Source organism: Ruegeria sp. AI3 (assembly GCF_056541245.1).
The window spans coordinates 25,590-45,865 of record NZ_JBQFYA010000011.1 but is presented as its reverse complement, the minus strand read 5'-3'; the positions used below and the strand labels follow the sequence as shown (position 1 = coordinate 45,865).

20 protein-coding genes are annotated in these 20,276 nt (G+C 58.5%); 11 read left to right on the top strand and 9 right to left on the bottom strand.

Annotated elements, in window-relative coordinates; all coding sequences use genetic code 11:
* The first annotated feature begins 10 nt into the window (after window positions 1–10).
* A complete protein-coding gene (locus tag ACRZ95_RS16385) occupies window positions 11–1,000 on the top strand; it encodes a GlxA family transcriptional regulator (protein ID WP_170680157.1) in 990 nt (329 codons plus the stop codon).
* Between the two features lie 30 nt (window positions 1,001–1,030).
* Here ACRZ95_RS16385 and speB read toward each other — a convergent pair whose 3' ends face one another.
* The 6 genes from speB to ACRZ95_RS16355 all read right to left on the bottom strand — a co-directional run bounded on the left by speB (window position 1,031) and on the right by ACRZ95_RS16355 (window position 6,910).
* On the bottom strand, window positions 1,031–2,014 hold the full coding sequence (gene speB / locus ACRZ95_RS16380; protein WP_170680159.1) for an agmatinase: 984 nt from the start codon (window positions 2,012–2,014) through the stop codon (window positions 1,031–1,033).
* A 97-nt stretch (window positions 2,015–2,111) separates the two neighbouring features.
* The gene (locus ACRZ95_RS16375; protein WP_170680161.1) at window positions 2,112–3,590 is read right to left on the bottom strand and encodes an aldehyde dehydrogenase; all 1,479 of its coding nucleotides are present in this window, start codon (window positions 3,588–3,590) and stop codon (window positions 2,112–2,114) included.
* 9 nt (window positions 3,591–3,599) lie between these two features.
* On the bottom strand, window positions 3,600–4,634 hold the full coding sequence (locus ACRZ95_RS16370; RefSeq protein WP_170680222.1) for an LLM class flavin-dependent oxidoreductase: 1,035 nt from the start codon (window positions 4,632–4,634) through the stop codon (window positions 3,600–3,602).
* On the bottom strand, window positions 4,634–5,554 hold the full coding sequence (locus tag ACRZ95_RS16365) for a flavin reductase family protein (RefSeq protein WP_170680163.1): 921 nt from the start codon (window positions 5,552–5,554) through the stop codon (window positions 4,634–4,636). The genes ACRZ95_RS16370 and ACRZ95_RS16365 overlap by 1 nt, the downstream gene beginning before the upstream one ends.
* Window positions 5,551–6,339: an alpha/beta fold hydrolase gene (locus ACRZ95_RS16360; protein ID WP_170680165.1), complete on the bottom strand. Its 789-nt coding sequence runs from the start codon at window positions 6,337–6,339 to the stop codon at window positions 5,551–5,553. Before ACRZ95_RS16360 ends, ACRZ95_RS16365 begins: the two co-directional genes overlap by 4 nt.
* Window positions 6,311–6,910 (bottom strand): amino acid synthesis family protein, encoded by a 600-nt coding sequence (locus tag ACRZ95_RS16355; protein ID WP_170473740.1) that lies wholly within the window; start codon window positions 6,908–6,910, stop codon window positions 6,311–6,313. Before ACRZ95_RS16355 ends, ACRZ95_RS16360 begins: the two co-directional genes overlap by 29 nt.
* 106 nt (window positions 6,911–7,016) lie before the next feature.
* On the opposite strand from ACRZ95_RS16355, the gene ACRZ95_RS16350 reads away from it, so the two are divergent.
* The 9 genes from ACRZ95_RS16350 to ACRZ95_RS16310 all read left to right on the top strand — a co-directional run bounded on the left by ACRZ95_RS16350 (window position 7,017) and on the right by ACRZ95_RS16310 (window position 17,178).
* A complete protein-coding gene (locus ACRZ95_RS16350; RefSeq protein ID WP_170680167.1) occupies window positions 7,017–7,856 on the top strand; it encodes a LysR family transcriptional regulator in 840 nt (279 codons plus the stop codon).
* A 64-nt stretch (window positions 7,857–7,920) separates the two neighbouring features.
* On the top strand, window positions 7,921–8,964 hold the full coding sequence (locus tag ACRZ95_RS16345) for a pyridoxal-phosphate dependent enzyme (protein WP_170680169.1): 1,044 nt from the start codon (window positions 7,921–7,923) through the stop codon (window positions 8,962–8,964).
* Window positions 8,961–10,106, top strand: a complete 1,146-nt coding sequence (locus tag ACRZ95_RS16340; RefSeq protein WP_170680171.1) for a M24 family metallopeptidase — start codon at window positions 8,961–8,963, stop codon at window positions 10,104–10,106. Before ACRZ95_RS16345 ends, ACRZ95_RS16340 begins: the two co-directional genes overlap by 4 nt.
* Window positions 10,103–10,813 (top strand): aspartate racemase/maleate isomerase family protein, encoded by a 711-nt coding sequence (locus tag ACRZ95_RS16335; RefSeq protein ID WP_170680173.1) that lies wholly within the window; start codon window positions 10,103–10,105, stop codon window positions 10,811–10,813. Before ACRZ95_RS16340 ends, ACRZ95_RS16335 begins: the two co-directional genes overlap by 4 nt.
* A 136-nt stretch (window positions 10,814–10,949) precedes the next feature.
* Window positions 10,950–12,050, top strand: a complete 1,101-nt coding sequence (locus ACRZ95_RS16330) for an ABC transporter ATP-binding protein (protein ID WP_170556042.1) — start codon at window positions 10,950–10,952, stop codon at window positions 12,048–12,050.
* Between the two features lie 102 nt (window positions 12,051–12,152).
* On the top strand, window positions 12,153–13,244 hold the full coding sequence (locus ACRZ95_RS16325; RefSeq protein WP_170380379.1) for an extracellular solute-binding protein: 1,092 nt from the start codon (window positions 12,153–12,155) through the stop codon (window positions 13,242–13,244).
* 70 nt (window positions 13,245–13,314) lie between these two features.
* Window positions 13,315–14,589 carry an ABC transporter permease gene (locus ACRZ95_RS16320; RefSeq protein ID WP_170556043.1) on the top strand — a complete coding sequence of 425 codons (1,275 nt, stop codon included), beginning with the start codon at window positions 13,315–13,317 and terminating at the stop codon, window positions 14,587–14,589.
* 5 nt (window positions 14,590–14,594) lie between these two features.
* Window positions 14,595–15,806 (top strand): ABC transporter permease, encoded by a 1,212-nt coding sequence (locus ACRZ95_RS16315; protein WP_170680175.1) that lies wholly within the window; start codon window positions 14,595–14,597, stop codon window positions 15,804–15,806.
* A 160-nt stretch (window positions 15,807–15,966) separates the two neighbouring features.
* Window positions 15,967–17,178 carry an aminopeptidase P family protein gene (locus tag ACRZ95_RS16310; protein WP_480555227.1) on the top strand — a complete coding sequence of 404 codons (1,212 nt, stop codon included), beginning with the start codon at window positions 15,967–15,969 and terminating at the stop codon, window positions 17,176–17,178.
* A gap of 56 nt (window positions 17,179–17,234) precedes the next feature.
* On the opposite strand, the gene ACRZ95_RS16305 is transcribed toward ACRZ95_RS16310, so the two are convergent.
* Window positions 17,235–17,534, bottom strand: a complete 300-nt coding sequence (locus ACRZ95_RS16305) for a hypothetical protein (protein WP_170380383.1) — start codon at window positions 17,532–17,534, stop codon at window positions 17,235–17,237.
* Window positions 17,535–17,679: 145 nt separating this feature from the next.
* Between ACRZ95_RS16305 and ACRZ95_RS16300 the strand changes: the two genes are divergently transcribed.
* A complete protein-coding gene (locus tag ACRZ95_RS16300; RefSeq protein WP_170680179.1) occupies window positions 17,680–18,843 on the top strand; it encodes a Hint domain-containing protein in 1,164 nt (387 codons plus the stop codon).
* A gap of 91 nt (window positions 18,844–18,934) precedes the next feature.
* Here the strand turns inward: ACRZ95_RS16300 and ACRZ95_RS16295 are convergent, their stop codons facing one another.
* Together ACRZ95_RS16295 and ACRZ95_RS16290 are read right to left on the bottom strand one after the other, a co-directional pair.
* Window positions 18,935–19,672, bottom strand: coding sequence for a hypothetical protein (locus tag ACRZ95_RS16295; RefSeq protein WP_170680181.1), 738 nt, complete (start codon window positions 19,670–19,672; stop codon window positions 18,935–18,937).
* Window positions 19,669–20,241, bottom strand: a complete 573-nt coding sequence (locus tag ACRZ95_RS16290) for an RNA polymerase sigma factor (protein ID WP_371811923.1) — start codon at window positions 20,239–20,241, stop codon at window positions 19,669–19,671. The genes ACRZ95_RS16295 and ACRZ95_RS16290 overlap by 4 nt, the downstream gene beginning before the upstream one ends.
* Window positions 20,242–20,276: the final 35 nt, after the last annotated feature.

Here is a 20,276-nt window from a genome sequence, read left to right as displayed (position 1 = left end):
GAAAGCCGGAATGGGTCGTCCCGAGATCAATTTTGCAGATGCAAGCACACGGGTGAATGAGCTGAACCGCTTCATTTTCCTGCTGACGCCGGGGTTCTCTGCTTTGGACCTTGGGGCCGGGATCGACTCATTGGGGGCGGCCAATGCCGCCTCCGAGCAGGCTGTTTTCGAATGGAGTATCGTCAGCGAAACCGGCGAGGCGGTGACCTCATCCTCGGGGATGACGGTTGCTGTCGATGGCGGTTTGAACAAGAACCGCCGGGGCGATTGTATTGTCATTTGCGGGCCGACGACCGTGGATCGGTCGGTCTCGAATGAGTTGAAATCCTGGTTGCGTCAGGGGCGTCGGTTCGGCGTTCAGCTTTGCGGCATCGGGGGTGGGTCCGGCATTCTGGCCATGGCCGGAGTGGCCAGCGGCCAGAGCCTGAGCGCGCATTGGAAACAGCAACCCGTGATGGTCGAGCTGTTTCCGACCGTGGAATCCAACTGCTCGGTCTTTGTGGATGAAGGTCCGATTGCGACCTGCGGCGGAGGTGTCACCACGCTCGACCTGTTCTCATCGTTGATCGGTCAGGCCTGTGGTCAGACCGTTGCCTCTCGCGTGGCGGATCAATTGCTATATGCGTCGGTGCGTCCAAAGGACGGCAGGCAGACGCAGACGGATCTGTTCCGCTTTGGCCGCCGTCATGAGAAACTGGCGACCGCCATCATGATCATGCGCGAAAATCTTGAAAGCCCATTGTCGCCAAGTGTCGTGGCCGAAAGCGCGGGCCTCTCGACCCGACAGCTTGAGCGCTTGTTTCAACGGTACGTCGGCACAAGCCCAAAGAACTATATGACGCGCCTGAGGCTCGAGCGTGCGCGCACCCTGTTGCAGCAAACCGATATGCGGGTGCTGGATGTGGCCATCGCCTGCGGCTTTGGCTCAGCCAGCTATTTCTCCAAATGCTTCCGCCGGTATTTTGGAACCTCTCCGCATATGCAGCAGAAGTCGGTCTGAAAGACCGAGCTTTAGTCCGAAAACCTGCTCTTACCCCGCGCTGGGCGAACCTTTGTGGTGCAGAATACGCCCAATTGTGTTCATGAGGATTTGTGCCGCCAGAATGGCGGTGCTGCCCGTGTGATCATAATCCGGGGCCACTTCGACCAGATCCAACCCCACCACATCACCGCGCTGGGTCAGACCGTCGAGCAGTTCCAGCACTTCGTAATACAGGAAACCACCGTGGCTGGGCGTGCCGGTACCAGGCGCGATGGAGGGGTCGAACCCGTCAATGTCTATTGTGACATAGTACCTAGCGCCTACCGGTATCCGGTCCAAAACAGCCTCGGTCCCCAGCTTGCGCAACTGCCGGACCGACAGGATGTCTGACCCCATGCGACGGGCGTCCTCATAGCCCTCTTTTGCGGTCGACGAGACGTTGCGAATGCCAATTTGCGTCAGGCCCGAAACATATGATTTCTCCGCCGCACGCCGCATCGGGTTTCCGTGCCCGAACCGAACCCCGTGCCGTTCATCCACGAAATCCAGATGCGCGTCGATCTGAACAAGGTGAATGGGGCCGTTCTTTTCGCAATCGGCAGCAAAGGCATCAATGCAAGGGATGTTGACCGAATGATCTCCGCCCAGAACCACAGGCAGAGCCCCGGCCTCAAGGCATTTTTCGACACCGAGCTTTATGTTCTGGTGGCTTTTTTCGGTGCTGGTATGCACGATATCGGCGTCGCCCAGATCCACGATCCGGGTGGTTTCCGACGGCAGGTAGGTGATGTCATCCTCGTGGTCGTATGCGCCGCCATGCCCAAAGGAAAACAAGGTCGAGGCTTCGCGGATGGCGCGTGGCCCGAACCGCGCGCCGGGCCGGAACTGAGTGCCAAAATCAAACGGAGCGCCAAGGATCGCGACATCAGCGTCGATCGCATCCCAGTCGCTGACATAGGGATATTTGCCAAAGGTCGAGATCCCGACAAAGGGCAAGTTTAACCGACCGCTTTCATATCCATGTGCGCTCATTCTTCAGCCTCCAACCGCTATTCTTGCGCCATAGTGTGGGATAATTTTCAGAAGGGCCATAGGGTTGTGGAGAAGAGGGCGAAATCTATCGCCACGCTCAGCGCATCACAAACGGGTTCGACATGGGTTGATCAGAGGTGTTCAGCCATACGGTCTTGGTGCGTGTGTAGTCCTGAATGGCCTCGATCCCCGCTTCGCGGCCATAGCCGGATTGGTTGTAGCCGCCAAACGGCGCGATGGGCGACACCGCTCGATACGTGTTGATCCAACAAATACCGGCCTTCAATCGGGACGACACCCGGTGCGCGCGGGCGACATTTTCGGTGAACACGCCCGATCCCAACCCGAACGGGGTTTCGTTGGCCAGAGCGATTGCTTCTTCCTCGGTGTCGAAGGGCAACAGGGACATGACGGGCCCGAACATCTCGACCTGCAGGGTCTCGGTCTCGGGCGATGCACATTCGACCAGAGTGGGCGCCATGAAGTTTCCGGGTCGGTCAAGCGGCGCGCCGCCAAACCGGATGCGCGCGCCCTGATCGGTGGATTTTGCCAGTACCGTCTTGATATTGGCGATCTGCGCATTGGTGCAAAGCGGCCCGATATGGGTCGAGGCGTTCAAAGGGTCACCCACGACGACGTCTTTCATTTTCTCTTCGATCCTGACTGCCAAGGCCTCCAGAATTGGGCGATGTACCAAACCGCGAGATCCCGCGACGCAGCTTTGGCCGGAGGCCCCGAAGTTGCCTGCGATCAGGCCATTGGCGGCCCCGTCCAGATTGGCATCGTCAAATACCAAAATCGGGGATTTTCCGCCAAGCTCCAGCGTGGTTACAGCGAAGTTTTCGGCCGAGTTGCGAACCACATGGCGCGCTGTTTCCGGGCCGCCGGTAAAGGCGATGCGATCCACGTCGGGGTGTCGGGTCAGGGGGATCGCGCAGTTTTCTGCATCGCCCGTGATAACCGAGACGACGCCGGGCGGGAAGCCCGCCTGCTCTACCAGACGCGCGAATTCCAGCATTGGCGCTGGCGCAATCTCAGAGGCCTTCAGCACCACCGAACACCCGGCGGCAAGGGCTGGACCCAGCTTGGTTGCCGTCAGGAACATCTGCGCGTTCCAAGGCACAATTGCGACGACCACACCGATTGGTTCGCGGCGGGTAAAGACATGCAGGTTGGGCTTGTCGATCGGAAGCACCGCACCTTCGATCTTGTCGGCCAAACCAGCGTAGTAACGATAGTAGTCGCCGACATAGGCCGTCTGGCTTGCTGTTTCGGCCAGAAGCTTTCCGCTGTCTTTCGTCTCAATCTCGCCGAGGCGTTCGGCATTTTGTTCAATCAGCTCTGCAAGCCTGAACAACAATTTGCCACGCGCGGTCTGCGTCAAATCCCGCCAAGCCGGGTTATTCAGGGATCGACGCGCCGCCGAGATGGCACGATCCACATCCTCGGGCGCGGCGCAGGCGAAACTGGACCATGCCTCGCCCGTAGCAGGGTTTTGCGAGGTCATGACCTGCCCGTTGGCGCCCTCGGTCCAGGTTCCGTCGATGAAAAGCTGATAGTGTGGGTTCTGTTGCATCACGGGTCCTCACTGAAACTTTGGCATCACGTCGTCGATAAACCGGGCCAGCGAAGCGCGCTTGCGCTCAAAGCTCATGCCGCTGTCGATCCAGAACGAATATTCATCATAGCCAAGGTCTTCATAGTGCTTCAGGCGATCCGTGACCTGCTCAGCCGTGCCAACTGTCAGATCGCGGCCCATGTTCTCGGGGGCCATCATGGCGTTGGCCGCCATTTCTTCATCCGTCAGGGTTTGGATCAGCCCCTGATGTACGGGTCGCTTGTTCTGAAACCACGCGCCGAAATAGTTGTAAAAGCGCGAAAGCTCACGCGTGGCCTGATCCACATCAGCGGCGTCCTGCCCGACATAAGTGTGGTGAAGAAGCATGATCTTCGGTCGCGGCCCGTCATAGTTGGCGCAGGCATCATTGAAGCGGCCCATCAAACTCTCAATCTCTGCGTTGCCTTGCCAGAGAGGCGTGACCTGAATGTTGAAGCCATTTTGGACGCCGAATTCGTGGCTGTTGGGGTCGCGGGCAGCGATCCAGATCGGCGGCCCTCCGTCCTGAACGGGTTTCGGCGCAGAGGTGGTGGCAGGGAATTGGAAATACTCTCCCTCATGGGCGCAATCGCCTTCCCACAATTTGGGCAACAGGGGCGCGATTTCCCGCATGCGCTGGCCCGCGTCCCAGGCATCCATGCCGGGGATCAATCGTTCATATTCATAGGAATAGGCTCCGCGCGCGATACCCAACTCGATACGTCCCCCGGTCATCAGGTCGGCGGCGGCCGTTTCGCCCGCTAGCTTGATCGGATGCCAGAAAGGCGCGATGACCGTGCCGGTACCTAGGCGGATGTTTTTGGTGTGATGCGCAATATCGACGAGGGTCATCAATGGATTTGGCGCGATGGTGAAATCCATCCCGTGATGCTCGCCCGTCCAAACCGCGCGCATACCGGCGTCATCCGCCATTTTGCACAGCTCAATAAACTCTTCATACAGTTTCTCATGAGGCTGTTCGGGGTTGAGCCGCTCCATATGAGCAAAGAGGGAAAACTCCATCATTCAGTCCTTTCCGAGAGGGTATGTACATCGCCCCGCTGCGCATCGCCGAGGTATAGAGAAAAGTCGCGGGTCAGGCTTTCAAACGCAAAGCGGGACATCATGGTGGCGATGGCCGGGGTTGCGAATGTCAGGTCTGTAAGCTGCTTGATGGCAACCGCTTCAAGGGTGCTGTTGAGCGGCAAAGCCGGTACCGATGCGAGCGTGTAGACATGGTGCGTCGTGGCGTCGTCGTAGACAGAATAGACCGCACCCAACTGCGCTGTGATCCCGCGCGTTGCCAAGTCTTGCTGCAGGCTTTCGCGCAGGGCTTGATGATCCGACAAGCTGATCTGCGGCGGGCGGTATCCGGATGCGGTTTTCTCCAACAGCACCTTTCCGTTGCATTCGATGATCGCGCCGCAGACAACGGATCGGTCTGCGGCCTCGAATGCGCCGCGTTCCAGGCCGAGGCTGAAATACTGCCCGTTGGCGTATCCGAGGCCTCGGGTTTCGGCATAGGAATACGCCCCAACCTCTCCGATCAGAATACAGTGATCTCCGGCGTCAATGGCCTGATGCGCCCGGCAGGAAAACGTTGCAACTGCGCCATCCAGAAGAGGGACGCCATTGGCGTCCAACTGGTGCGCGGTTTTGGCAAACCGATCGCCTTTGAACCCGGCGAACGTGTTTGAGACATCCTCTTGCCCCTCAGCCAGAATGTTCACTGCGAAATACTCGCAGCTCGCGAAGGCATCGTAGGAGGACAGGTTCTTGCCCGGACAAACCAGCAAAAGCGGCGGGTCCAGAGAAACGGATGAGAAGGAATTGGCAGTAAACCCCAACGGCGTGCCTGAGGTGTCGCGCGTCGTCACAACAGTGACGCCGGTCATAAAGCTGCCAAAGGCACGCCGCAGGTCGCGAGGGTCGAGACTGGTCATTGTTGCACCTCGTTCAGAAAGGTCGAAAGGGCGGCGTTAACCTCTGCGGCGTGGGTCATCGGCATCATATGCGCGGCACCCTTGACGATCTGCGCCCGCCCGTTTGGAACAAGCTTCGCCATGGCGCGTGACATGGCGGGGGTCGAGTTGGGCTCAAGTTCACCGGTCATAAACAGCGCTGGGCAGAGGATCTTTTTCAACTCATTACGGCGCGGGTTTTTGCTGTTGGAAAAGACGGTATAGGCCTGTTTGTACCCAGCTGGGTTCGTTGCCGTCAGCCAGTTTTGACAGGCTGTACGCTCGGGCGATTCCGTGTCGCCGAACCAACGGAAGAGGGTCCCCGTCGGGTCGCTCGGTGTCTTGCCATCAAGCGCGGCGGCGCGGGTTTGTATGGCCCGTGTAGCCTCAGAATCGCGTTCGAAAATCGCGTTCAGAGCAACAACGCCCGCGATCCGCTGAGGTGCTTTGGCCGCCAGATCCAGCGCAATCATTGCGCCCATGGAATGACCGACGACGAGTGTTGGCCCGTCCAGCCGATCCAGAACGCGCAACGCGGCCTCGGTATATTCCGAAATATCCTCACGCGGGTCGCCCAAAGGGCTTTCGCCGTGACCGGGCATGTCCGGTGCGGTCAGACACGCCACCGATGCCAGCGCGTCAAATTGGGCGCCCCAGGCCTCGGCGCGCAAACCGACGCCATGCAGCAACAGGACATTCGGTCCCGCGCCGGTCTGGATTGCTGCGAGGCCGCCGATCTCAGACCGCGGCCGGGTTGTCCACGTCATGGCCCAAATCCTTGAGGTCCTGATAGCGGTCGCCAATACGGTGATGCGGCCGGCCCGAGGTCGCCGCACCAAGCACCACAACGATCTCATCGTCTCGTGGCGCATCGGGGATCGCAAATTGGATGGTCAGATAGTGCGAGCGCCGCCCGGCGTCGTTCTTGTCCATCAGCGGCACCATGATCGGAGCGTTCGCGGGCCCTCGGGTGTTGGTAAAGGCCAGATAAGACTTTGCGTCAACGGCCTGCCGGTAGTGGTTGCCAAAGCGCAGAGTGTGAATGAGGCCCGAGGCATGCTCGACCTCGCCATTCAGACCAACCACGGCGGCCTTGCCATAAGCCTCGATCGCATCCCCGCTGCCAGCCAGCGCAATCATGCGCTTGGTCATCATTTCACCCAAGACGGGACCGTAGGCCTGAATCTCGGGCTTCAGGTCTTCGACATATCGGCCAGCCCATGGGTTGGTGACTACAGCGGCCACTGCAAACATTCGCCATGGGGTTTTTGCGGGGCGAAACCCCTCGACCAGAACCTCTTCGTCATAGGTTACGATTTTGCGTATTTCCGGCTGCATAAAACTTCTCCTGTCGCGCGGGCCGACGTTAGAAACGGGGCTGATTTTTGACAAATGATAGAATTATGTGCTTTGACATTAACAAGACTAATGACCAGCTTGGCCTATGGCAAAATCACTTCCCCCTCTGACCTGGTTCCGATCCTTCGAGGCCGCCGCCCGCACGCTTAGCTTTACCGCTGCGGCCGAGGAAATCGGTCTGACGCAATCGGCGGTCAGCCAGCAGGTGAAATCGCTTGAATTGCGGTTGGGCGCATCCCTTTTCGTGCGCCATCCGCGCAGTCTGGCGTTGACGGATGCGGGGAGAAAGCTGTTGCCCGAGGTGGGTAAGGCGCTTGAGGCGCTGGCTGTTGCCGCCGGGCAGGTCGACACCAACGCGTCCGGAGACGTTCTGACCGTCGCGACCTCGGTCAGTATCGCGCAATGGGTCATCGCCCCACATCTGCCCGCGTTTGCCCGTCAGCACTCGGACATTCGCGTACGGCTGCTCAGTGCGATATGGCCCGATGACTTTAATGCATCCCAGGCGGATGTGCAGGTGCGATTCGGATCGAAGAAACAAGTGGGGCAGGGCGCTGTTCGTCTGATGCCGGACCGGCTTGTTCCTTTCAAATCTCCGGCTCTGTTGGGGGACATATCGGATCTGCCTCTGATTGAAGCTGTGGGGACTTCAGGCGGGTGGAGTCGATGGTTGGAAAGCCAAGGGCTACAAAGCCAGCCCACTATTTTTGTGGATACCTTTGGCATGGCGCTTCAATTGGCGGCGCATGGGGGTGGCGTGGCATTGGTGAGTGAGCTTCTTGCGAAACATGCGCTTGATACGGGCTTGGTCGAGCGTGCGCATGGCGGCTCAATCGAGAGCAATGAGGGGTATTTTCTATCCGCCAACGCCGCGAACCCGGCGGCGGGATTGTTTCATGACTGGCTGTTGGGTCAGGTCGGTTAACGCTCAGAAGAGTTGACAGATCCAGGGCGATCGGATCACGTCAGGCAAAATGGCGGGGAGACACATGAAGATCGTTGCGAATACACACAGGGCAGGTCCCAAACTTGCGCCCTCGGCCCCTTATCCGTCGACACATGCGGCCCGCGTTTCGGCGTTGTTGTCCATGTGTCCAGCGGCGAAAGATACCCCGCTGGTGAATGCCGCAGGCCTCGCTCCGGTTGCGCAGCTTTGGGTCAAAGATGAACGCGCGCGTATGAATCTGGGCTCGTTCAAAGCCCTCGGCGCGGCTTATGTGATTGCGCGCCACGCGGCCGAAGCCTCGGATACGCCGGGTGTAGACACGTTGGCAGGGTCAACCTACGTGACCGCCAGCGCCGGGAATCACGGGATGAGCGTTGCAGCGGGAGCGCGGATGTTTGGCGCAAAGGCCGTTGTCTATATCGCCGAGACGGTGCCCGAGAGTTTTGCCGCACGATTGAAGGGCCAAGGTGCCGAGGTTGTGCGCAGTGGCTCTGACTATGCGGCCAGCATGCAAGCGGCAAGCGCGGCGGCTGAAGAGAACGGGTGGATCCTGCTCTCGGACAGCTCATGGGACGGGTATTATGAGCTGCCCTGGACCCTGATGGAGGGGTACCTGCAAATGGCGTCTGAGGCGGTTGATCAATGCCCTGAGCCCCCGACTCACATCATGTTGCAGGCAGGTGTTGGCGGTCTTGCCGGTGCTGTAGCGGCCTATGCGCGCAAAGCCTGGGGCGACGCGCCGAAGATAGTCGTGGTCGAACCTGAAGCCGCGCCTGCCCTGCAGGCCAGTATCGAGGCCGGGTCGTGCGTGTTCGCCGATGGGCCAGATAGCATTATGGGGCGTTTGGATTGCAAGGAGCCGTCGTTGATCGCATTGAATGGATTGGCGCGCGATGCCGACCTGTTTCTGACACTTTCGGATGAGGACGTGTCCGAGAAACTGCCCGCCATGGCCGCGGCGGGGTTGGAGACAACAGCCTCGGGCGGCGCTGGGCTTGCCGCGGTTCTGAATGACCAGGCACGGACCGAATTGGGAATGACTGAGGCCTCACGCGTGCTGTGCATCCTCTCCGAGACTGCGGAATGAGGGGGTTCGCACGATCCGAGTTTGAAGCGCGCACCAGACGCGCGCAAAAGTTGATGGATGCGGCGGGCCTGTCGGCGCTTTTGCTGACAACCGAGACGGATGTACGCTATTTCACCGGGTTTCTGACCCGGTTCTGGGAAAGCCCGACCCGCCCGTGGTTCCTCATTGTGCCAGCCACGGGCAAGCCGATAGCGGTGATCCCGTCGATCGGGGCAGCCCTCATGGCGCAGACATGGATTGACGACATCCGCACCTGGAGCGCGCCTCATCTGGAAGATGATGGAGTCTCACTGCTGCGCGACGCGCTGGTCGAGGTGACACCGGCAGAGGGGCGAATTGGGATACCGGATGGGCATGAGACGCACCTCCGTATGCCTTTGGCAGACCTTGAACGATTACGAGGCCAGCTTGGAACAAGGGCGCTGAAAGGTGACAACGGCATCCTGCGCCAGTTGCGCATGGTCAAATCAGAGGCCGAGGTTGCCAAGATCGAAACCGCCTGCAGCATTGCCGGTCGGGCTTTTGCCCGCGTCCCCGAGATCGCCGGAGAAGGAGTGCCGTTGAATGAGGTGTTCCGCCGCTTTCAAATGCTGTGCCTGGAGGAGGGTGCCGATTGGGTGCCCTATCTTGCAGGCGGGTCGGAGCAGGGTGGCTATGCGGATGTGATTTCGCCAGCCTCCGACGTACCGTTGGCGCTGGGCGATGTGTTGATGTTGGACACCGGTTTGGTCTGGGACGGGTATTTCTGTGACTTCGACCGAAACTGGTCGGTTGGCCCGCCTCGGCCTGATGTGGCAAACGCCCATGCCAGATTAATCGAGGCATCGGGTGCTGCGTTCGAAACCGCTCGTCCAGGCGCAACCGCAGCGGATTTGTTTCATGCTATGAACACCGTTCTCACGGCGGATGCAGAGGGTACGGATGCGGGTCGTCTGGGCCATGGTTTGGGAATGTCCCTCACCGAATGGCCCTCTCTGATCCCGACGGACAACACAGTTCTGGAACCGGGCATGGTTTTGACACTGGAACCGGGCATCGCCGTCGGTGACAAAATTCTGGTGCATGAGGAAAACATCGTCATCACGGACGGCACCCCACGGTTTATCAGCCCAAGGATCGGGCCGGAGATGGTGCAGCTATGACCTATGTCCCTTACACTCTGGATGAAGACGATCCAAGCGCCTCGCCGCTGGGGCTGATCGTTTTGCAGGTCGATGAGACGCTTGAGCCTGAATTCGGCGCATATTTCGCGGACCGTAAATACCCGCTGCACGTCACGCGCATTCCAAGCGGGATCGAGGTGACGACCGAAAGCCTTGCCGAAATGGAGAAGGCGCTGCCGGCGGCGGCGGAGTTACTTCCCAATGCGCGACCCTACAACGTTGTGGGCTACGGCTGCACCTCGGCCAGTTCGGTGATCGGGTCAGAGCGCGTCGCGGAACTGATCAAACAGACATGCAATACCCGTGAAGTCACGAATCCTCTCCGCGCGGCGACCGCTTGCGCCGCCGACCTAGGTGTTTCGAAATTTGCCCTGCTGTCGCCTTACATCGAAGAGGTCAACATACCGCTGCGTACTGCGTTTCAGGCCAGTGGAATAGGCATGGATGTTTTTGCAAGTTTCGGGCAGGCAGAAGAGGCCAAAGTGGCGCGGATATCGACGGAATCCGTGGTCGAGGCGGCCTCCGAATTGGGGGCAGATCCGGCGGTCGAGGCGGTGTTCCTGAGTTGTACCAACCTGCGAACTCTCGACGCGATACCGAAAATCCAAGAGCGGATCGGAAAACCTGTTTTGTCGAGTAATCAATGTCTTGCGTGGCATATGAGGCGCTTAAACGCTGTGCATTGACAAGTAAGTGTGAACTCAATTTTGGCAAAAGCACCATAACTTGTTGCCAAGTGCGTATCGCTTGGTCTTAACTGTGGGTCACAGATCAATGAAATCCGAAAGCCTCGGGTAATCATTTGACGAAACAGGGGGTCTTGTGACCGGTACAACGAACGACGCCGCGTTTGTCGAATTTCAACGCGTTCAGAAGTCTTATGATGGCGAGAATCTCGTCGTTAAAGATCTCAACCTTGCAATGCCGAAGGGCGAGTTTCTAACAATGCTTGGGCCGTCAGGCTCAGGCAAGACAACTTGCCTTATGATGCTCGCCGGGTTTGAAACCGCTACCCATGGTGAAATCCTGCTGGATGGAAAGCCAATCAACAATATCCCGCCGCACAAACGTGGGATTGGCATGGTGTTTCAGAACTACGCTCTGTTCCCGCACATGACGGTGGCCGAAAACCTTTCGTTTCCTCTGGAAGTTCGCAAGCTGGGCAAGTCCGAGCGTGACGAAAAGGTCAAGCGCGCTTTGGACATGGTGCAGATGGGTGCCTTTGGCGGTCGTCGTCCGGCGCAGCTGTCCGGCGGTCAGCAACAGCGGATCGCCTTGGCCCGCGCGTTGGTGTTCGAGCCGGAGCTGGTGCTGATGGACGAGCCGCTGGGCGCGCTGGACAAACAGCTGCGTGAGCATATGCAGTTCGAAATCACCCGACTGGCGCATGAGTTGGGCATTACCACCGTTTATGTGACCCACGACCAGACCGAGGCGCTGACGATGTCAGACCGTGTCGCCGTGTTCGATGATGGCCGCATTCAGCAGCTGGCCCCGCCGGATCAACTCTATGAAGAGCCCGATAACAGCTTCGTCGCGCAGTTCATCGGCGAGAACAACACTCTGGAAGGTGTGGTCAAATCCATCGACGGAGACGGCTGTGTGGTGCAGTTGGATGACGGATCAGAAATTGATGCGGTGCCGATCAATGTGCACAATCCGGGCGAACGGACCAAGGTTTCGATCCGGCCGGAACGTGTGGAGTTCAACAAGGATCGTCTGCATGCCGACGCGCATACGCTGAAGGCGACGGTTAAGGAATTCATCTATATGGGCGACGTGTTCCGCTTCCGCATGTCTGTAGCGGGCAATGACGAGTTCATCGTCAAGACACGGAACGCCCCCGATGCCATTCGCCTGCAACCCGGTCAAGAGATCGATATTGGTTGGCTGGCCAAGGATTGTCGTGCGCTTGACGCATAGACCAAGCCGCGCGGCACAAGCGCGGTTACACTGAGGGACCGGCTGGCGAAAACCCGTGCGTCGGCTGACCACACAACAAACGGGAAATACTGGGAGTTTTACATGAAACCAACAAAGACACTGCTGACTGCAGCGGCTCTGGCAACAGCGGCCGGTGGCGTTTCCGCCGAAGAGATGACCATCGTCTCGTGGGGGGGAGCCTATTCCAAATCGCAGCTTAAGGCCTATCACGAACCCTATTCGGAAAAGACTGGCGTCACCATCCTGAACGATGACAGCTCGGCCGAAGCGGTTGCCAAGCTGCGCGCTATGAATGAAGCCGGGAACATCACCTGGGACGTCGTTGACGTTGTTGCGGCGGACGCGATCCGTCTGTGCGACGAAGGTCTGGCGATGGAAATCGATCCCGACACCATGCTGGCCCCGGCACCTGATGGCACGCCCGCATCCGAAGACTTCGGTGACCTGCTGGTTAGCGACTGCTTTATCCCGCAGATCGTTTACTCGACCACATTCGGCTATCGCACCGACCTGGTTGGTGACACACCGCCGACAGACGTCTGCGCCGTGTTTGATCTGGAAAACTATCCGGGTAAGCGTTCGCTGGAAAAGCGTCCGATCAACAACATGGAATGGGCTCTGATCTGTGACGGCGTTGCCAAGGACGACGTTTATGACGTGCTGGCGACTGCAGAGGGTCAGGATCAGGCTCTGGCCAAGCTCGACACCATCAAGGACAGCGTTGTCTGGTGGTCGGCAGGTGCAGACACGCCCCAGCTGCTGGCTGATGGCGAAGTCATCATGGGCTCGACCTACAACGGTCGTCTGTTCAGCGTGATCGAAGAACAGAACCAGCCCGTTGCCATGCTGTGGGATGCGCAGGTGTTCGATCTGGACGGTTGGATCATCCCGGCCGGTCTGAGCGAAGAGCGTCAGGCGCGCGCACTGGACTACATCATGTTCGCGACCGACACCCAGCGGCTTGCGGATCAGGCCAAGTACATCTCGTACGGTCCGGCCCGTGCCTCGTCGGCTCCGCTGGTGGGTCAGCATGCCGATCTGGGTATCGACATGGCACCGCACATGCCGACCGATCCGAACAACGCCAAGAACACGTTCCTGTACAACTACGAGTTTTGGGCTGACTACCGCGACGACATCGACGCCAAGTTCCAGGCGTGGTTGGCGCAATAAGCGTCTGATTTCATGACAAACTCGGGGGCGGTGCGCCGCCCCCGGACCAAAGAAAACCCAAGGGGCACTGATGACTGACGCAAGCCAAAACGCCGGACCTATGCTGGCAGCGGATGGAACGCCGCTCAAGCAATCGCTGGCACGTTCGTTGAGGCGACAAAAGCTGCGGGCGCTGATGCTGGTGGCCCCTCTGCTTTTGTTCGTGCTGTTCTCGTTCATCGTGCCGATTGCATCGATGCTTTTCCGGTCGGTGGAAAACAGCATTGTGCAGCAAACCCTGCCCCTGACGGTCGAAGCCTTGCAAAGCTGGGATGAAAACAGTGGCGAACTGCCTGACGAGGCCGTCTATGATGCCTTTGTCCGCGACATGGTCGTGGCTGTCGACAACAAGACACATACCCGACTGGGTTCGCGCTTGAACTACGAAGAGACAGGCATGTCCTCGATGTTCCGCCGCTCCGGTCGGAAAATGGGTAAGCTGGATCCCGAAACAGATGGGCCGTTCAAGGATCAGGTGATCGAAATCCACGAGGGCTGGGGCGAACCGCAGACTTGGGCGGTGATCAAGACTCACTCGCCCGCTGTGACGAACGGCTATTTCCTAAACGCGGTCGATATGCGCCGCACACCCGAAGGCGCGCAGGCGCAGCCTGAGGACAAGCAGATTCTGATCAAGCTGTTCGGGCGCACACTGTTCATGTCGTTGGTGATTACCGCGTCCTGTATCCTGTTGGCCTATCCGGTCAGTTACCTGCTGGCGACCCTACCGATGCGGGTGTCCAACTTGCTGATGATCCTTGTATTGTTACCCTTCTGGACCTCGCTTCTGGTGCGAACGTCGGCGTGGAAGGTCATGCTGCAACAACAGGGTGTGATCAACGAAACGCTAGTCTGGCTCGGATTGGTGGCCGATGACGCCCGACTTGTCATCATCAACAACCAGATCGGTACGATCATCGCGATGACGCATATTCTGCTGCCGTTTATGATCCTGCCGATGTACTCGGTGATGCAAACAATACCCGAGTCCTACACGCGCGCCGCGAAATCCATGGGCGCGACGAATTGGACGACCTTCTGGCGCATCTATTTCCCTCAATCCATTCCGGGCATTGGCGCGGGGTCGATCCTCGTGTTCATTCTGGCCATCGGCTACTACATCACGCCCGAGATCGTGGGCGGCACCAAGGGCGTCTTCATCTCGAACCGGATTGCGTACCACATCTCGTCCTCGCTGAACTGGGGGCTGGCGGCTGCGCTGGGCACGATCCTGTTGGCCGTCGTGTTGTTGCTCTACTGGTGTTACGACAAGATCGTCGGCATTGATAACGTGAAGTTGGGATAATCGACATGGCCGCACTTACTCCGATTTCCCGCAAACCGATGTCCATGGTTCTGCCAAGCGTTGCGCTGGCAGGGGCCTTCGCCGGTGTCTTCGTTGGCGCAGGTAACGGTTCGATCTTTCTGGGCATCATTGGCGGAGCCGCCCTGATCGCGGCACTGGCTTGGATCTACATCGCTGTTCTGAAAAACGAGCAACTGGCCCGCTGGATCACCATTTTGGGCTTCGGCATCGCCGGATTTCTGATTTCGGGTCCGATGGGCGGCGTTCTGGGCCTGCTGGGCGGCTGGTTCTTCGCATGGTTCATCTACTGGCTGTATGAGGGCCGCTATCGCCGCAAACTGCTGCCCTATCTGACCGCGAAACAGGTGTTCTATCACTACCTGTTCCGGGTGATCTGCGGTGCGATCTTTGTTTTCCTGATCACGCCGATCCTCGTGGTTCTGCCCCTGTCGTTCAACGCACAGGACTTCTTTACCTTCACGCCCGAAATGCTGCGGCTGGACCCCGAGGGGTACTCGCTGAAGCATTACCGCGACTTCTTCACCAACAATGAATGGCAGCGCAGCTTCAAGAACTCGTTGATCATCGCACCGATTGCGACGGTGATCTCTGTTTCGCTGGGCACACTGGCGGCCATTGGGCTCAGCCAAAGCCACGTTCCCGGTCGCCGTGCCATCATGGGTATCCTGATCTCGCCGATGATCGTGCCACTGATCATCTCGGCCACCGGCATGTTCTTCTTCTACAGCGATATCGGTCGCTTCATGGAAGGTACGCTGGGCATGAACAAGAACTTCGTGGGCTATGTGAAAGTGATCCTCGCCCACGCCGTTCTGGGCATCCCCTTCGTCATCATTACCGTGACCGCCACGCTGGTGGGCTTTGACCGATCGCTGACGCGAGCGGCGGCGAATATGGGCGCAGGGCCGGTGCGGACCTTCTTCAAGATCCAGATGCCGCTGATCCTGCCGGGCGTGATCTCAGGTGGTTTGTTTGCCTTCATCACCTCGTTTGATGAGGTGGTCGTTGTGCTGTTTGTCGGCTCGGCCAGCCAGAAGACACTGCCATGGCAGATGTTCACCGGCTTGCGCGAACAGATCAGCCCGACCATTCTGGCGGTGGCGACGATCCTTGTGGTGATCTCGATCGCGCTGCTGACCACGGTCGAATTGCTACGCCGCCGGTCCGAGCGTCTGCGGGGGCTTTCCCCCGCTTGACGCAAGCGCGCGCCTGATCTAACGATTCACCTGTTCATCCCAGCCGCGATGGCGTCGCGGGCGCACTGGGATGATCGGCTCTCGGACCCCGAGACCGCCTGTCCTGAACGCCGGGACAAGTGGCCGGGTTTGCCGCCCGGCAAAGATGAGAGACCTGAAAATGACAAATCGCCCCGAATTCTTCACCTGCCACAATGGCGACAAGGCGCCCCTGCCGTTCAGCAAAGGCGAATACGATCGCCGTCTGGGCAAACTGCGCGCCATTATGGCTGCGCGGGATATTCCCGTAGTTCTTCTGACGTCGATGCAGAACATCGCCTATTACTCGGGCTTTCTGTACTGCGCCTTTGGCCGGCCCTATGGCTGCGTGGTTACGCAGGACGCCTGCACCACGGTTTCGGCCAATATCGACGCAGGCCAGCCGTGGCGCCGCTCGGCCGAAGACAACGTGATCTACACCGATTGGAAGCGTGACAATTACTGGCGCGCGGTGGCCAGCCTGATCGGCGGCGCGAAACGGATCGGGATCGAGAGCGATCACATGACTCTGGCCGCGCGCGATACTGCTTTGGCGATGCTGGGCCAGCCTGAACTGATCGACATCGCGCCCGACACCATGGCGGCCCGTATGGTGAAATCCGCCGAAGAGATCGAACTGATCAAAGGCGGTGCCCGCACCGCTGACGTGGGCGGAGCGGCCATCCACGCCGCCATCCGCGAAGGCGCAACCGAGATCGAGATCGCCATGGCCGGCCGCGACGCGATGGAGGCGGAGATCGCCCGTGCTTATCCCGACGCAGAATACCGCGACACTTGGGTCTGGTTCCAGTCCGGCCTCAACACCGATGGCGCGCATAACCCGGTCACCAGACGGGCGCTGCAAAAGGGCGATATCCTGTCGCTGAACACCTTCCCGATGATTTCGGGTTACTACACGGCTCTGGAGCGCACCCTGTTTCTAGGCGAACCCGACGCCGAAAGCTTGCGCATCTGGAAGGCCAACGTCGCCGCGCATGAGCTTGGCCTGAGCCTGATCAAACCCGGCGCGACCTGTTCTGGCATCACCGCCGAGATCAACCGTTTCTTTGAAAATGAGGGTCTGCTGCAATACCGTTCCTTTGGTTATGGCCACTCCTTCGGTGTGCTCAGCCACTACTACGGGCGCGAGGCTGGTCTGGAACTGCGTGAGGATATCGACACCGCACTGGAACCCGGCATGGTCGTGTCCATCGAACCGATGCTGTGGATCCCCGAAGGCCAGCCGGGAGCCGGAGGCTACCGTGAGCATGACATTCTTGTGGTCGAAGAAGACGGGGCCGAGAACATCACCGGTTTCCCCTACGGTCCTGGCCACAACATCATCGACGCGTGATACCAAGGGGGTGGGGCGTGTGCCTCACCCTTTGCCGCAAACACACAGAGTGCAGTCTAGGCCTGATAAAACGGATCCAGCTTGGCCTTGGCTTTTTCGTTCACGATTGGGATATAATTCAAGCGTCCGCTGGCAGATTGTGGAATGGCCTGCTCGAGAGCCTGAAGGTCCCGCACTGCCAAAACGACGGCATCGCCGGTTTCTCCGCCAAAACCCGCGATCTCTTCTTCTGTGAAACCGATCAGTTGAACGACGTCTTTGGCCAGAAACATTTTGACCTCAACAGATTGCGATAGCTTGAGAATTTCGTCCTTCAGCCGTTGGGCTGTCTGCGCAGGCATGGTAACGACGGCCATATTCGGTCCTGATTGATTGGGGTACGCTGTATTTGATCACACTACAGGAAAAAGATACTAGGGTTGTCAATTTAAGGATGCATTAATACGCATGAGATAGAATATCGTTATTCTATGCAGTTTAAGCGGTTTGGGAGACGCAGTAGTGCCATTCCTATTTGATTGGTCAACTCTGGGCAGTGCGAACAGTTCGACCGTGCTGACAGACGGTTCGAACTCGTCGACGCTAACCGTGGCCTCTGATCCAGGGGTATTCTTCAATGGGTTTCTTGGTGGAAACCTGTTTGTTTCGGGCATCCCGGGCCCTGCGACATCAGAAGTGACGTTTTCAACCGCTGTTAAAAACGTGACGTTCGAAATTCTGGATCTGGACAGCAACGAATTCTCTTTCGACGATAGAGTGACGGTTCTGGCGTTTGATGTGAACGACAATCCGGTCCCGGTTGTTTTCTCCAACCTCAGCCCATTTCACGTCCAGACCGGCAACACGGTCGAAGCCAACGGGAATGTGTCTCCGGGTGTCGAAGGGCCAGGTGCGCCAGATTCGCTGACCGTTTCAATTGCAGGCCCGGTGTCCCGGATTGAGGTCATCTTTGAAGGGGGTCTGTCTTCGGGTGCCAATACCGGTGCAATCGGCTTTGGTGATATCTCCGGCGATATTCTGTGTTTGTGCGCGGGAACTATGATTGAAACGCCGAACGGCCCAACTTCTGTTGAAAATCTGTCCGTGGGAGACACCGTTCTGACCAAGGGAAATGGCCCGCAGCGGTTGCGGTGGGTTGGTTCCAAAACGGTGGACTTTGCGGCCCAAGGTGCCGCTGCGGAAAAATTGCGACCTGTCTGTATCTCTGCCGGCGCACTTGGGCAGGGGCTTCCAGCAAAAGACCTGCTGGTGTCCAGACAACACCGCATATTGGTGTCTTCCAAAGTGTCCGAGCGTATGTTCGGCAGTCCCGATGTCCTTGTGTCGGCAATAAAGCTGGCCGCGTTACCTGGGATCTACGTGGATGAAGACATAACCGAGGTTGTCTATTACCACCTTCTCTTCGATCAACACGAGGTCATTTTCGCCGATGGTGCTCCTTCGGAGAGTTTGTTTACAGGCCCCGAAGCAATCAAGACAATATCGGAGGAGGCCCGAGAAGAAATCTTTATCCTCTTCCCGGAAGTGCAACGTCAGGGCTACGCCGCGGAAACGGCATATCCTGTACCAGCCGGTCGTTTGCAGAAGAAATTCGTCGAGCGGCATCTCAAGAACGGAAAGCTGGTTCTCGAGGACGCGTCCACGCCATCGAACCGCCTGCATTGAGCGTTCACAACTCGGTCACTCCGCTATTCGTGTCGAAAGTCCGATGTGGTGTATTCTTTGGTCTCCGCGATTGGCCAAAGCCAAGACGCATTTAGCCTGCAATTGCCTCGGAAAATGCGGCCAGGCGATCGCTTAGATCGCTCTGACCATCGGCGCCGATGATCATGTAGCCATAGCCGTCTTCCGCCCAAGTGGCCGTTGCCAGCCCGCTGAGAACGGCAAGGTTCACATCCTTGTCCGGTGCCCCTGGCCCTTGACGGATCACGCAAAAGGCAAAGGGCCGCCCCTGATCATCCGCAAAGACGACCTGAACCAGTGGCTTTCCCTTGAAAGACAGAACCTGAGCGCGTTTCAGCTCTGCACCCGGTAAGACGCTCAGGGCTTCGCGATTCAGGGACCGGCCTAGCGTGGCCTCGGCCTGAGCAAACTGGGCCTCAAGCGCCTCGGGTGCGGTGTCCAGAGTGGCAATTGTTTCAGGTACATAGAGCGATTGGTAGATTGCCGCCTGTTGCGCCCAACCTAGCGGCGCGGGTCGTGTCGCCCACAACGTCGCCGAAACCGCCACAATCGCGACCGAGGCCGCGACGGCCAGCAATCGAAAAGGTTGAGACGCGGGTTGAGACCTCGCGCGGTCCGGCAAGGTGATCTGAGGCGCGTCCTGCGGAACATCCTTGAAGACCGCATGCACAACGGGTGCAAACGGATCAAGCGCCATCAGGCGCTGTTCCAGTTCTGGATCGGCTTCGACCGCGCTCTCGATCTCTTGCGCCTCGGTCTCGTCCAGATTTCCATTCAGATACGCCAGCAGCGTTTCATCGGAAAGCGTCATTTGCCACCCCGTCGAACGGCGTCCGCAGCCTCGTGCTGCATCACGGTTTTCAGTTTCTGCCGAGCCGTAGAAAGCCGGCTCATGATTGTTCCAATCGGCACCTCAAGCAAGGCTGCTGCCTCGCGATAGCTATACCCTTCCACGAAGACAAGCATCACAGTCTCGCGCTGTGCTTCTGGCAGGTGCATCACTTGAGTAAACACTTCAGCCGCGAAAATATTCGTTTCTGAATCCGGTCCTGTTGCAATTAATTCGGTTTCTGGGGTCACAGACAAGGCCTGTGCCTTACGAACCGAGCGCGCGCGTACCTCATTCAGCCAGATCGAGCGGCAGATCGTCATCAGCCAGCTGTCTAGCCTGTCATGGGATGTCACCTGATGGTGACGCTCCAGCGCGCGCAGGCATGTGGATTGCAAAAGGTCGTCGGCCACATCTCGGGCCCCCGACAGGGCAAGCCCGAACCGCCACACGCGTTTCGAATGCGTCTGGATCGCGCCGCGCACGGCCTGTTCCGAGCTGATTTCACCACTCATCGAATAAATCGCGACCTGTGTGTGTTTGTCTTTCACGGACCGGGCCCGCAGGGTCAGAAATTACATAACCT